A 13,242-nucleotide genomic window follows, 5' to 3' on the forward strand; every position below is an offset into this window, starting at 1 on the left:
CCCACAAGGAGGGAGATCGGATAGGAGCTCCCGCTCGTTTTTAACAATGAACCTGTGATTTCCGACACATAGGACTTATGCTGTTGAGCAATAGGGTTGCTTTTTGTCGATCTCCCTCCTTGTGGGGGAGATGCCCGGCAGGGCAGAGGGGGGTGAGCTATACGGTAAAACCTATGCGTCGTGTACTGTGAGATTGAACCATACAGACTCTAGATTCCTTTGTTTTCGTTTGTCTTTTAGGGAAAACCGGGTTCCACTTTTTCCTGACAAACTCTATGCCCAAAGAAAATGCCACGCATCAGGGAGATGCGTGGCATTTAAAAAATATCTTACGTGGCTACAGAGCGGTCAGCTCAGAGAGCGGCCAAAAGAGCAGGGGTCGGCCAGCCATCGGCGGGCATATTGTGCTTCAACTGTTCTTTTTGCACGGCATCGCGTGTGCCGCCGCCCAAAATACCGTCGATGTCGCCAACGTCATAGCCTTTGGCTTTCAGCTTGGTCTGCAATTCCTTCATTTGCACATCGTTTAGGCCGGGTTCTGGATCGCCCTTCAGGTAAGGCTCGGCCCCTTCCAGACGGGTGGCAAAATAGGCCGCCGACGTCGTGTAGATAAACGACTTGTTCCATTCCAGATAAATGCCAAAATTGGGGTAAGTGATAAAGGCTGGGCCTTTGCGGCCCTGCGGCAGAACCAGCTCACCCTCAAGATTGGCAAATTTGGTGTTGCCGTCACGTGGCTTGACGCCCAGCTTGAACCAGTCACCGGCGGTCATGCCGCTGTCAAAGCCGCTTTTTTCCCAAGGCAGATTGTCTGGCACGGTGACTTCCTGAATCCACGGCTCGCCGCGCTTGAAGCCAAGGTGCTGGATGAATCTTCCAGCCGTCATGATGGCGTCTGGAGCGCTGGTTTTGAGCGCCACATGGCCATCGCCGTCGCCATCCACGCCAAAGGCAACGATGTCCTTGGGCAGCATTTGCACCTGGCCAATTTCGCCAGCCCACGCGCCGGTGTTGGTGGCGGGGTCGAGGTCGCCATGCTGCACCATGGTAATCAGCGCCAGCAATTGCGGACGAAACAGCTCTGGGCGGCGGCAATCATGCGCCAGCGTTACAAGTGCGTTGCGAGTGTTGAAATCGCCCTGAAACGCGCCAAAATCGGTTTCCATTGCCCAGAAGGCGGCAATCACGCCGGGGGCGACGCCATAGTCTTTTTCCGCACGGGCAAAGACGTTGGCATATTCCTGCAACTTCTTCTTGCCCTGATCAAGACGCCCCTTGGAGACAGTGCGAGAGGAAAACTCGGTAAAGGTCTGCTTGAACACACCTTGGGCGCGGTCGCGGGCCAGAACCTTCTGATCGATTTGCGCGCCTGCCAAAGCCTTGTCGGCTGCCTCAACCGACGCGCCGTTTTTAACGGCCTCTGCTTTGACGCCTTGCAGGAATGTATTCAGGTCACCACCGCATGGGGGTGTTTGCGCGAAAGCGGAACCGGCCATGAGACCGCTCAGCAGAGCTGCTGCGGTAAGACGGGAGGCAATTGACATGTTGCAGTATCCTCGAATTGAAAGATGGCTTCATTTGCACAAGCTTTGTGACCTTAACATGGACATAAGGCACGCAGCGCCGCAAGTGGCTTGGAAATCGCGCAACAACTGGTGAAAGTGTTACATCGCCCTCGGCCATATAGGACGGACGGCGCTGTAAAGCCACACTCTGTGGGCGGTCAATTTGCCGCTTCCTGCACCTGGCGCTCTTGCTGCGATGGAGTAGAGACGGCAGCGACCCACTTGTTCCAGAATTTTCTGGTGCCAGCAAACACATTGATATCGGTATTGCCCTTGATGCCGGGGATCACGCCGGTCGAGGTATACTGCCAAAACGCCCATTTGCGATCCGGGTAGATCTCGGATGGGTGCTTGGCCACCGAGCGGACCCAGAAATAATAATCCTTGAAGGCACCTTCGAGATTGTCGCGGTGGAAATCGACAGACGTATAGATGATCGGCCGTTTGCCATAATAGGCTTCCAGCCGGTCCATGAACCGCTTCATCTGGGCGCGCACAACCTCAGGCGAGGGGCGGGTGGTGCAGGTTTTAGAGGTATGGTTCCACTCAACGTCGATCACCGGCGGCAGAGCCATGGAGTCGCGTGGAACATTGGCAATGAACCAATTGGCCTGATCGTCGGCGGTGGAGCAGAAATAATAGAAATGGTAGGGCGCATGCGGCATGCCAGCGGCGCGCGCTTCCTGCCAGTATTCGGCAAAGCGTGGATCGACAACATCCTTGCCTTCGGTTGCCTTGATGAAGACAAAGGAAACGCCGGACTGTTTGACCTGCGCCCAGTTGATGTCACCATTCCACTTGGACACATCAATGCCATGCACCTGATGGCGGTGTGGCGAGTTGATGCCGAAATCCTGCGGGTCTTTATCCTTGAAGCGTGGCTGAATCGACGCAGTCTCCATGAAGTCGTAGCTCGTGGAGGTGCAAGAGGCCAGAATAAGGGATAGTGGCATCAGTGCTAAAATCAGCGACCGCATCGGAGACCCGTTCAATCAAAGAGTGAAGCCACTGATGCCCGGCGCGCACACGCAAGAACAAAAGAGGCGCTATCCATCTTCTGCTCTATCATCGTTAAAAAAAAGTTATTTTCAACTCAGGATGCAATGCCTTTTTTGCAAAACCGCATGCCACGCATATCCCCTGTAGAGAGGAGTGAAGGTCAGTCGCGCGTTGCTGATCTCGGCCTGACGGGCCAGCGCCACGCGCATGTTGGCGCGCGGTGTGACATGAAAACGGGCCAGCCAGCGATGAAGGCCTTGTCGAAAACGCTGCGGCAATTCTTCCTGCTGACCAAAATCGACAATATGCAAGGAGCCACCGGGGTTGAGCGCGTTGAGCGCACACGCCACGGCTTTTTCCCATTCGGGGATCATCGAGAGCGCATAGGAAATCAGGATGCGATCAAACCCGCCTTCCCCAAATTCGGCGGGGGTAAAGGCCGAGGCATCGGCAATGCGCAAAACTGGTGGGTGGGCGCTTTTTTTAAAATTGCGTCCGGCCTGCGCCAGCATTTCCTCTGAAATATCCAGCCCGAACAGATTGGCGGTCGGATAGAGCTTTTGCGCGCAGCGCAGATTGCGGCCCGTGCCGCAGGCCACTTCCAAAAGGCTGCCATTTTCGGGCACGTCAAGTTTCAAAATCGCCCGATCACGGCCAAGAAGATAATATTTGCGTGTCAGATCATAGATATAGCGCTGATAGCGATAGACCTGATCCATCTTTTTCGCGTGGCCATGGTTCATGTTTTCGCTGGTCGCTGCACTGCTCATGGCTTTTTCTCATAGATATGGAAACCGCCGTAAATGGCCGAACGATCCAGCGTGTTGAGCTGTTCCGAGCGCTCTTTGAGATAGGTCCACTGGTCTGCTATTGCATCCGAAATGCGGCCCTCAATAACGCTTTTTTCGGCGGCGGTACGGAAAATAACGCGTGCGCCTTGGTCTGCCGTGCGGGTGATTTCCGTCCAAAGATCATTCAGCTGATCATTGGTCATCCAGTCTTGTGCATCCAGCAGAATAAAGCGGTCAACCGAGCTTGCGGGCTTGGTGGATAAAAGCTCGGTGTAGCTGGCGTGGTGCACCGTGACATTATCGGTATGGGCACGGATGGTGCTGTAATAATCGGCGCGCAGATAATCAGGCAGGCTGCCCTCATGAGCCTTGGGATAGCGACGGGCAAAGGCCTGCCAGGCAAAATAATTATCCTTGATCGAAAAGTGGCAGGCGAGCTTTTCCAGCCGTTGTTTGAGAACCGGGGCGATTGTGCCAGTTTCGGACACCGAGGCCAGTTCGTCATATTGCTGTGGCGGAATGCCAAGACCAAACAGCGAGCTTTTGCGGTTGGTCAGCCAGCGCACCAATGGGCGCTCAAAAATCGGGGCGATGCGGGTGTCGAAGAAATGCCGCTGTTCCTCTATGGAGCGGCAACGGGTGATCTCTTCCAGCTTCACGCCATGCAGGCGGGCGAGAGCATGACCGGCGGCAATGAAACGGCCCAACAGCCCGGTGCGATAGAAATTGCCATTGAAAACACTGATGCGGCGGCGACCAAGCGGGCTGCGCTGGTTCCAGTAGCGAAGGGTGCTGCTATCCAGATGCGGGGCAACGTAGCGATCAAACATGGTGGCATTGGTGCGGGCATTGTCCGAGCCCAGCAGCCGCACGACCGCCATATGGTCTGGCAGATGCCGAAAGGCGGCAAGCTTCATGCGGTTGAGCGCAATATGGTGGGGGTTGAGATCGACCACATCAATGCTTTCCGGTGCGCGGGAAAGATAGGCCAGCATGTTGCAGCCGCCAGAACCGATGGTGACGATGCGATGGCCGGGGGCAAGCGCCATGGCCTGCATATCCACATCCGGGTCTTCCCAGATTTGCGGATAGACAAGGCCGGAAAACAGGATGCCAAACAGCCGCTCCGACAGGCCCTTGGCAGAAAGAGCGCTGTGCTGGAGAAGGGCTGATTTCAGCTTTTCATTTTTGCGAAAACCCGCATCAGGAACAAATTCGGTCATGGTCTTTGGGCCCTGTGTCACGTTCCGGTTTGGATAGTGGGTCTCTAATACAGTTTGATGACGGGGGCTGTTGACGAGCTGGAAGAGGAAAATTCTGATGGATTTTTCTATCAAATCGCCGCGTTGCTTTGTAACCATGGCGAGATGAGGGATGGAGTGAGCGAAATGTCGGTGGTGATTCGAAGATTGAAACTGGCGTCCATAGGCATTGCTGCACTGGTGATGGGTGGTGCTGGCTGGCTGGCTGTTGCGCCGCCCGAGATCTTGCGCGTTGGAACTGGCTATGCGGCCAAGATTGTCTGCTCCAATGTGTTTATCGCCGATCGCGATCCCAACGCGGTTTTGCAGGAGGATGTTCAAGCCGCGCAAAACCCGGCCCTGAAGCTCTTGCACCAGACTGTGGATCGAAAGGCCAATACCGTAACCACCTACTTTCTGGGTGTGTTCGCACCCAGCATCGCGCTCTATCGCCCCGGTCTTGGCTGCGCCAATGTGGTAGACGGGCACGTGGATGAGGCCCAAAAGATTACCTTGCCTGCGGCAGACATTGCCCCCGCCAAAGCTGTGGCCAGCACAGCACCATGGCCAGAGGGCATGGGGGCCGCACAATCTGATCCGGCGTTAAAGGCCATTTTTGCCGATCCTGCCTTGATGGGGCAGGGCATGCGCGCCGTGCTGGTGATGCGGGGTGGCAAACTGATTGGTGAGGCTTATGGCAAGGGTTTTGGCCCTGCCACGCCGCTTCTGGGTTGGTCGATGACCAAAACAGTCACCGCCGTTCTGGTTGGACTACGGGTTCAGGCCGGGGCGATGAGGCTAGATCAGGATCACCTTTTTCCCCAATGGAACAATGATGGCCGTTCCGCCATCAAGCTTTCGGATTTGATGGCGATGCAAAGCGGCCTGTTGTTCAATGAGGATTATAGCGATCTCGCCGATGTGACCCGCATGTTGTATCTGGAGCGTGATCAGGTTGGCTTTGTCGCCAGCCGCCCGTTGATCGCCAAGCCGGGGACGACATTCAGCTATTCGACCGGCTCGGCGGTTCTGGTGTCGCGCTTGTGGATGAACAGCTTGCCAACGCAGGCGGATGCGCTTCGCTATCCCAAGGACGCCTTGTTCAGTCCGCTTGGCATGACCAGTGCCGTGCTGGAGGCAGATGAGAACGGCACGTTTGGTGGCGGCTCTTATCTCTACGCCACGGCGCGCGACTGGGGCAAATTTGCGCAAATGCTGTTGCAGGATGGTGTGTGGAACGGCAAGCGCGTACTGCCCATTGGCTATCTGGGCATGATGCAGCAGCCAACCAAAGCCTCAGACGGGATCTATACTAGAGGATTCATGTGGCGTGTGGGGCCTCAGCCCAGCGCGCAATCAGAAGCAGGGCTGCCAGCCGATACCGTTTGGTTGCAGGGTCATGATGGCCAAACAATTGCGATCATACCGTCTGCCAGCCTGATCGTCTTGCGCATGGGCTTAACGCCACTCAGCGTGGGTTATAAGCCACAGAATCTATTAAGGGCGGTGATCGCCGCCCTTCAATAAGAATAGGATGGGGGAGGGGTGACCAAATCGTCTATTGAAGATAATTGGTCATGCCCTTGCGCTTGGCATCGTTATAATAGCCTCGGGCATAGAGGCGCACGGCATTGTCATTGTTGTTCTCTGCAACCATCCAAGCACCACGAAGATATTTGATCGCATATTTCAGGTTGGTTTCAGGATCAAACAGACCTTCCGGCTTGCCTTCATAGCCAAGGCCACGGGCCGTATTATAGCGAATTTGCATCAGGCCATAATTGCCACGGTGGTAAGCAGATGGGTTATAGCGGCTTTCACGGCGAATGACGCGGTGAATCAGCTCTGATGGCATGTTGTAAATTGCAGCATATTTATTGACGAGACCATTGATAACAGTCGGTCCCTTACTTTCCGAACCCGATGCGGACCCCAAAGGCTGCGTGGTGGGTTCGCTTGTGTCAAATTGTGCGTCCAGCGTGGCAAAGGACACCAGAACCGGCTTTGCTGTTGCAGTTGCAGCAGCCAGACGCGGAGACGCATCCCCTAGCGATGCTGGCCGTGGCATCGGAATGGCTGATTGCAAGGCAATCACATCCGGCTGTAGCGCTTCGCTCTCAAGACCAATTGGCTGGTCCTCACTGACACTGGCGGGTGCATTGGCGCTGGTGACGGAAGCAACCGTAGGGCCAAGAGATCCCAGATTTGATTCATGCGGGTTGGCCTGCGGAATTGGGCCTTGCCCTGCTGCCAGATCAATCGCCGCCGAGGCGGCATTGCCCTGCTTTGTCGAAGCCAATGCTGCAACAGCAGATTGGGATGCATTGGCTGGAGACGCTGTGTCTCCTGTTGCCGATGCAGTTTGTGCGGTCGTATTTGCGGATGCAGCGGCAGCAACCTGACTGGTCATCGGTTTGGGTGCCAGGTTTGCCTTGGCACTCTCATTTGCGCCTGTGCAACTCGAAAGGGCAGCAACGATTGCAGCAGTAAAACTGAGTGTAATCGCGCGGTCCGTTTTCGCTGTCATACGTCTGTCCGTCGGCTATTGAAACGAGCGAGGATTTGACCCCTCTGACGGACTATTAACATCTGATTCACAAATTTGACAGCCCCTTTAATGCCGAAGTTTTGATTAGCTGTGGTCAGGCGGCAATTTTTCTAAATCCGGCACTGACGGAGCGGGCCGAAATCAGCATGGTTTTGCCGTTTGGCGGGGCCAATTTGCGCACGGAGCGTTTGCGGATGATACGGTCGATCACTTTTGCAAAAATGGCCTGATAGAGGCAGGTCACCGTGGCAATTGCGGCAAAAATGCCCGCCAAATTCAAGAAATCTCGGCCTTGTGGCAAAAAGACAACTCCCAACTGGGTGGCCATGGCCAGCAGAAAAATCACCGTGCGAGCATCCAATGCGCAGGCAGCGACGCCCTGCGACACAATGACCGCAAAGGATTTGTTTGCTATATTGTCATTATCTGCAACTGGGCCGATATGAAGAGGAGCTTTCCACAGCCTGAGAGCAACAAGCATAAGGGCCGCCATGCCCAGCCATTGCAGATGTTGCACCGCAATTGCCCCGGCATTCACCAGGCTTTGCACAGCCGCAAACACCGCCGTCGCGGCGATGCCATAGCCCGCTACGCAGCCCAGCACGCAAAAGCCCGCAAGTTTTGCTCCGCCTGCGCGCCTGCACTCGACAATGCGTTTCGCCGCCCGTCCGGGCACAGCCAGAAAGGCGGCGGATGTGACGGCATAGAGCAGCCAGTCCTGAAGTTGCATGGGCTTCTCCTCTCCTCTTCACAGGACAAGAGACGTCACCGCATGGCTGAGGCATCAAGCTGCCGGGCGAAACTTTTGTCCTAGGTGATCCATAACATCTTTAAACCACGGTGTGTTCAAATCAAATGCCTTGCCGCCCTTTATCCGAGGAAATTCGATGGCGCGAAGCTTGCCGCCCTGATCTTCATCATGGCCGGTCACGCCAGATACACCGTTCAGACCACTTTCAACGGCCAGATCCACCATGCTTTGAATGAGGCGCAGATCCTCGTGATTGGCGGGGGCAGAGCGGGCATAATAGCCAGATTTTTGCACCATCGAACGCTCGGCCTGCAAAAGCTTGGCAAAATGCTGCTGGAACCAGCCGCCGACATTGATTTTGTCGAGCTGGACGTGGCCAAAGGCATCACGCTTGATTTCTTCTCCAGCCGCTTCACGATCTGCAATGATCTCGTCCATGCAGGCCCCTTCCGACACAAACAGTGTCACAAAGCCGGTCTTGTCCATCATCTCCTTGAGGCGTTCCGCTTCGCTCTCCATATCGAAATGGGTTTCGGGCAGATACAATCCATCGATATTCTTCAGCGCCTCATTCATCATGAAGCCTTCGACATATTCATTGTGCTTGATACGCTGAATATAGGCACGGGCGGTTGCTGCTGTCAGCCATCCACAATGGCGGCCCATGACTTCATGAATAACCAATGTGCGCGGAGCAGCGCTTTGTTCGTTGGAGACATTGTCAAAAAAGCGCGCGCCAACCTCTGCCGCTGTCCAGGCACCCAGTGATTGCTTGATGGGCACCACATCATTGTCCACCGTTTTGGGCAGGCCCACAACGGTGAGGTCATAGCCATTCGCGCCAAGATAGGCGGCGAGATCGGCCGCCGTGGTATTGGTGTCGTCGCCGCCAATGGTGTGCAGAATGGTGATGCCGTCGGCAGCCAGCCGCTCGGCCGCCACCTGAAGCGGGTTTTGACCTTCCTTGATCAAACCGCGCTTGACGCAATCGGCAACATTGGTGAGCTTGACGCGGCTGTTGCCAATCGGCGATCCACCGTAGCGGTGCAGAACATGGGCCTGCTCGCGCATATGCTGGTTGATCTCGATCTTGTAATCCATCAGCAAGCCGCGATAGCCGGATTTATAGGCAATGATGTCGGCGTCAGGCGCAATATCGGTGTAGCGTTCGATCAATCCGCCAACAGCAGACGAAAGGCAGGGTGCGAGCCCGCCTGCGGTGAGAAGCGCAACTTTGGTCTTGGCCATGTATTCTCCTTCAAGCGATCAATCATTGCCGCCGCAGAGCGTTGTGCGCAAATGTCTTTTGCGGATTTGCGAGCAGGCACATGTGTTGCAGCGGGCAAGTGTGTTACAAAAGATAGAGCATTGCAGTGTCCCGGCGAGATGCCACTTTGCTCAAAGATGGTTATGCTGGGCCATGGATGCGATAGCGCAGGCAGCCTGTAAAGGAAAAAATCGTTTAAAATCCGAAGTTTCGCTGAAATTTCATAAAGCGATGCGTTTCAATCGTTTCAAATATCACCCATCATTTGTGGGTGATTGTGGATAAGTCACCAGCAGCCTGTCTTGCAAAATAATCCTGCGTATTGCCAGTTTTGTTCATGGAGTATTCAGATAATGCTTCTTTGATTGTGAACAAAGTTTAATCAAAATCCTGAGTGTGCCGGTCTTGCTTTTCGGCTGCTAATTTGGTCAAGCTGTCAACATGATGTTTGATTTTAGCTGCCTGCAATTATCGTCTTTATGGGAACGGCTGGTGAGCGCGGTGAGCGACGCGGCTGGCACTGCCCTGTCGTCGCTTGTCGATGCGATCCGCACGATGTTTGAGGGCGATCCCGAAACGCGCAGGCGCGTGTCCTTTTCTGTTGCCATCATTGCCCTGTCCGCCAAGATGGCTAAGGCCGATGGTATTGTCTCGCAGGCCGAGGTCAATGCCTTTCGCAGCATTTTCGAATTTCCACCTGAAGAAGCGCGCAATGTGGCAAGGCTCTATAACCTCGCCAAGCAGGATATTGCTGGCTATGAGGCCTATGCTGAAAAGCTCGCCAATCTGTGCGGTTCACGCACCAAGGGCTGCCCGATCCTGGAAGAGATTGTCGATGCGCTGTTTCACATTGCCACGGCCGATGGACTGATTCACGAAAAGGAAATGGCCTTCCTGAGTCGGATTGCCGAGATTTTCGAAATCGGTGAAGATCGGTTTGAGGCCATTGCTGCACGGCATCTGACATTGGATCACGATCCTTATGGCATTCTGGGCGTGTCACGCAGCGATGATTTCAGCACCATCCGCAAGCGCTATCGCACTTTGGCTTCCGAACATCATCCTGATATGCTTTATGCGCGTGGCTTGCCCGTGGAAATGCATGCGGCAGCGCATCAGCGTATGGCCGCCTTCAACGCCGCCTATGCTGCGATTGAAAAGGAACGTCGGGCTGCATGACTGATTTGAAGGCTGATTATTCGGGCGCGGAGGTCATTGCATCTCCGAACCACGGGGAGCGCGTAGACATTGCGGCCCCTGATACCATCATTTTACATTATACCGGCATGCCGAGTGAAGAAGCGGCGATTTCCTGGCTTTGCAATCCTGAAAGCCAGGTGTCCAGCCACTATCTTGTGCGCGAAAACGGTGATGTGGTGCAAATGGTGTCTGAGAGTCGCCGCGCCTGGCACGCCGGTAAAAGCTTCTGGGCGGGCGCCACCGATATCAATTCGCGCTCCATCGGCATTGAAATTGCTAATGCCGGACATCCGGACCTGCCAGATTATCCGCAAAAACAGATTGAAGCCGTTGCGCAATTGTGTCTGGATTGTGCAAAACGGTGGTCTATCACTCCCGATCGGGTGCTGGCGCACTCCGATATTGCCCCTGTTCGCAAGGTTGATCCGGGCGAACATTTCCCTTGGGATCGGCTGCATCAAATGGGGGTTGGACATTGGGTTGAGCCAGCGCCTATGGGCGGTGGGCGCTTCTTTAGTCAAGGCGATCGTGGTCAGCCGATTGAGGCTTTGCAGTCCATGCTGTCATTCTATGGCTATAATATTGAAATAAATGGCGAATTTAACGAAGAGACTGTTGGCGTCGTCAAAAGTTTTCAGCTGCATTTTCGGCAAGCAAGAGTTGATGGCGTCGCCGATTCCTCGACCATCGATACCTTGCATCGCTTGCTGGTATCACTGCCGCGTTTTGCCTGATTGCTGAAACATGGGCCGCGCGGATGCGGCCCTGTTTGCAAGCCAAAAATCATAAAATTTTGCTCGGCCATAGGATTTCCTTATTGCGGCTGTTTAACAAACTCGCTGAACGGCGGGTTTGACTTCACCAGATGATGTCTTCCGCAATTATCAACGATGAGGGTGATGTAAATCTTCGCTTTTACAAAAGCGGCGACATGGAGAAGCTTTGACTATGCTTGTCTTTATTTCGAACCCTTTGACTGGAGACTGAACCTTTTCATGAAAACGCATCTTTTTGCTGCTGCGGCATGCCTCGCTATCACTTTGCCTGCTGGCTCCTATGCTCATGCGAATGAGACCGCAAAAATCCCATCTTTGATGGACATGCTGGGCGGAGACAAGGATCAATCAAGCGAGAAGGAGATTGACAGCAATTCGGGTGCAGAGCGCACCAGCGGCACGGTGCCGTATCACGCGCTGATTTCATCCTACTCCAAGCAATATGGCGTCTCGCCACAACTGGCGAAAGCTGTGATCAAGATCGAGAGCAATTTTAACGCCAAGGCCAGAGGGCGTCATGGAGAAGTTGGCCTGATGCAGATCAAGCCCGCCACGGCCCGCGCCATGGGCTATACCGGCAGCACGGCAGGCCTCTACGACCCGGCCACAAACCTGAAATACGGGATCAAGTATCTGGCCATGGCCAACCAGCTGGGTGGCGGCGATATGTGCAGCGCAATTTTACGCTACAATGCCGGTCATGGTGCGACCCGTATGAACCCGACCTCCAAACGCTATTGCGGCCAGGTTCAGGCGATGCTTGGCGACAAGGCCTGATTCAATCCGCGCCAATACCGCCTGCGCCAACACCGCCTGCGGCAATGTTGCTGATGCGAAATCTGAACCGCCATGCTAGTTCTGCGCCATTGAATCGTTTGGGTGTTGAAATGGCGGATCAGATTTTCAAATATATCATTATTGGACGCGGCATGATGGGGGCGGCAGCGGCGCGCCATCTTGGGGCGCACACCGATGGCGTGGTGCTTATCGGGCCAGATGAGCCTGCTGATAAGGTCAATCATGATGGCGTATTTGCCAGCCATTATGATGAGGCCCGCATCACCCGCACCATTGATGGCAATCCAGTTTGGGCAAAGCTGGCCAATGTTTCGATTGCCCGCTACCGCGCAATGGAGCAGGAAAGCGGCATTCCCTTCTATCACGAGGTGGGGTGCCTGATTGTTGCGCCGAAGCCCGGTGGAAAATCCACCTATATCGCCAATGTGCAAAAGGCCGTATCGCAGCTTGGTGTTGCCACAGAGGCGCTGGATGATGCGGCTCTTGGACGGGAATTTCCATATTTTCAGTTTGAAACAGGCTGCCTTGGCATTCATGAGCGCCATAATGCGGGCTATGTGAACCCGCGCGCTTTGGTGGCCGCTCAAACGGCTCTCGCTGAAAAGGCTGGTGTCACTCTTATCAATGCCGTTGCAACAGGCCTTCGTGATGAGGGGGCTTATGTGTCGGTGACAACTGCTGATGGGCAGGTGGTCAAGGGTGAAAAGATACTGGTGGCGGCTGGAGGTTTTTCCATTGCGCCTGATCTCTTGCCGCAAAAGCTTGATCTTTCGGTCTATGCGCGCACCGTTGCTTTTTTCGAGATCCCGGATGAGCATTTGTCGCATTATAGCGGCATGCCGTCGCTGATTTATGAGCCATCGGAACCGCTGGATCACATCTATCTCCTGCCGCCGGTGCGCTACCCGGATGGCAAGACGTACCTGAAAATTGGCGGCGACCCGGATGATCTCAAGCTTTTGAGTGAACCGGACATTCGTGCCTGGTTTAGAAGCGGTGGGCGTGAAAGTACGCGCAATCACCTTAAGCGCATTGTAGACGGGCTGGTGCCAACGCTTGCCCATGCGCCGGTTTCCATGGCCGCTTGCGTCACCTCGTTCATGCCCAGCGGCTATCCGGCGATTGGTATGAGCGCCAGCCCCCGCATTGGTGTTTTGACCGGCGGCTGCGGTGCCGCTGCCAAAAGCTCGGATGAAATCGGCCGTCTTGGGGCTGTGCTCATGCAGCAAGGCTCGCTTGAGGGCGAGGATTATCCGGCAGTTTTTTCGCCCAGCTTCGCTTGAGGCGATTATAGGGGTGGTGTTTC

Annotated in this window: 12 protein-coding genes; 5 read left to right on the forward strand and 7 right to left on the reverse strand. The window is 54.8% G+C overall.

The genetic code is table 11. The features are described from left to right. Positions 1 to 353: 353 nt before the first annotated feature. The 4 genes from E6C51_RS01900 to E6C51_RS01915 all read right to left on the reverse strand — a co-directional run bounded on the left by E6C51_RS01900 (position 354) and on the right by E6C51_RS01915 (position 4,578). Positions 354 to 1,544, reverse strand: coding sequence for a lytic murein transglycosylase (locus E6C51_RS01900; RefSeq protein ID WP_146933706.1), 1,191 nt, complete (start codon positions 1,542 to 1,544; stop codon positions 354 to 356). Between the two features lie 179 nt (positions 1,545 to 1,723). Continuing rightward, positions 1,724 to 2,542, reverse strand: a complete 819-nt coding sequence (locus E6C51_RS01905) for a glycoside hydrolase family 25 protein (RefSeq protein WP_146933708.1) — start codon at positions 2,540 to 2,542, stop codon at positions 1,724 to 1,726. A 111-nt stretch (positions 2,543 to 2,653) separates the two neighbouring features. Next, on the reverse strand, positions 2,654 to 3,334 hold the full coding sequence (locus E6C51_RS01910) for a class I SAM-dependent methyltransferase (RefSeq protein ID WP_230987016.1): 681 nt from the start codon (positions 3,332 to 3,334) through the stop codon (positions 2,654 to 2,656). Beyond that, positions 3,331 to 4,578, reverse strand: coding sequence for a DUF3419 family protein (locus tag E6C51_RS01915; RefSeq protein ID WP_190234842.1), 1,248 nt, complete (start codon positions 4,576 to 4,578; stop codon positions 3,331 to 3,333). The genes E6C51_RS01910 and E6C51_RS01915 overlap by 4 nt, the downstream gene beginning before the upstream one ends. A 165-nt stretch (positions 4,579 to 4,743) precedes the next feature. Here E6C51_RS01915 and E6C51_RS01920 point away from each other — a divergent pair, with 165 nt between their 5' ends. After that, a complete protein-coding gene (locus E6C51_RS01920; protein WP_190235078.1) occupies positions 4,744 to 6,123 on the forward strand; it encodes a serine hydrolase domain-containing protein in 1,380 nt (459 codons plus the stop codon). Positions 6,124 to 6,154: 31 nt separating this feature from the next. On the opposite strand, the gene E6C51_RS01925 is transcribed toward E6C51_RS01920, so the two are convergent. The 3 genes from E6C51_RS01925 to E6C51_RS01935 all read right to left on the reverse strand — a co-directional run bounded on the left by E6C51_RS01925 (position 6,155) and on the right by E6C51_RS01935 (position 9,143). Continuing rightward, entirely contained in the window at positions 6,155 to 7,123 is a 969-nt protein-coding gene (locus tag E6C51_RS01925) for a transglycosylase SLT domain-containing protein (protein WP_190234843.1), read from the reverse strand. Positions 7,124 to 7,238: 115 nt separating this feature from the next. After that, positions 7,239 to 7,874: a hypothetical protein gene (locus tag E6C51_RS01930; RefSeq protein WP_190234844.1), complete on the reverse strand. Its 636-nt coding sequence runs from the start codon at positions 7,872 to 7,874 to the stop codon at positions 7,239 to 7,241. A gap of 54 nt (positions 7,875 to 7,928) precedes the next feature. After that, the gene (locus tag E6C51_RS01935) at positions 7,929 to 9,143 is read right to left on the reverse strand and encodes a pyrophosphate--fructose-6-phosphate 1-phosphotransferase (protein WP_146933716.1); all 1,215 of its coding nucleotides are present in this window, start codon (positions 9,141 to 9,143) and stop codon (positions 7,929 to 7,931) included. Between the two features lie 460 nt (positions 9,144 to 9,603). On the opposite strand from E6C51_RS01935, the gene E6C51_RS01940 reads away from it, so the two are divergent. From E6C51_RS01940 to E6C51_RS01955, 4 genes are all read left to right on the forward strand, one after another. Continuing rightward, complete coding sequence (locus E6C51_RS01940) at positions 9,604 to 10,341, forward strand: J domain-containing protein (protein ID WP_146933718.1); 738 nt, start codon at positions 9,604 to 9,606, stop codon at positions 10,339 to 10,341. After that, on the forward strand, positions 10,338 to 11,096 hold the full coding sequence (locus E6C51_RS01945; RefSeq protein WP_190234845.1) for an N-acetylmuramoyl-L-alanine amidase: 759 nt from the start codon (positions 10,338 to 10,340) through the stop codon (positions 11,094 to 11,096). The genes E6C51_RS01940 and E6C51_RS01945 overlap by 4 nt, the downstream gene beginning before the upstream one ends. A gap of 261 nt (positions 11,097 to 11,357) precedes the next feature. Next, positions 11,358 to 11,915 carry a lytic transglycosylase domain-containing protein gene (locus tag E6C51_RS01950; RefSeq protein ID WP_190234846.1) on the forward strand — a complete coding sequence of 186 codons (558 nt, stop codon included), beginning with the start codon at positions 11,358 to 11,360 and terminating at the stop codon, positions 11,913 to 11,915. 110 nt (positions 11,916 to 12,025) lie between these two features. Beyond that, on the forward strand, positions 12,026 to 13,219 hold the full coding sequence (locus tag E6C51_RS01955; RefSeq protein WP_190234847.1) for an NAD(P)/FAD-dependent oxidoreductase: 1,194 nt from the start codon (positions 12,026 to 12,028) through the stop codon (positions 13,217 to 13,219). The last annotated feature ends 23 nt before the right edge of the window (positions 13,220 to 13,242 follow it).

It is taken from the genome of Gillisella terrae, from assembly GCF_004801395.1.
Classification (GTDB): domain Bacteria; phylum Pseudomonadota; class Alphaproteobacteria; order Rhizobiales; family Rhizobiaceae; genus Allorhizobium; species Allorhizobium terrae.